This is a genomic window from Pseudoalteromonas sp. c7(2019) (assembly GCF_011378625.1).
Classification (GTDB): domain Bacteria; phylum Pseudomonadota; class Gammaproteobacteria; order Enterobacterales; family Alteromonadaceae; genus Pseudoalteromonas; species Pseudoalteromonas arctica.
In genome coordinates this window covers 1-216 of sequence record NZ_WTKS01000075.1, presented here as the reverse complement: position 1 = coordinate 216, position 216 = coordinate 1, and the positions used below count along the sequence as shown (strand labels likewise).

General features: G+C 31.5%; 1 pseudogene. It reads left to right on the top strand.

Going from position 1 to position 216, the window contains the following annotated elements:
- A pseudogene (locus GQR38_RS20420) lies at window positions 1-216 on the top strand (guanosine-3',5'-bis(diphosphate) 3'-diphosphatase); the annotation flags it as partial.

Below are 216 nucleotides of genomic sequence, written 5' to 3'. Positions count from 1 at the left end.
CGATCAAATTGTTGCTCACACTAGTACAGGTAAGGGTTTAGTCGTACATGTTAAAAGTTGTCACAATGTAATTGGTTTTGAAAATGAACTTGGTAAGTATATTGCGGTCGAATGGGACATGAACTTTATGAATCAATATGAATATTCAAGTGATTTGATTATTCAAATGGTTAATCATAAAGCCGGATTAGCAAAAATGTTTAATGTAATAGCAAA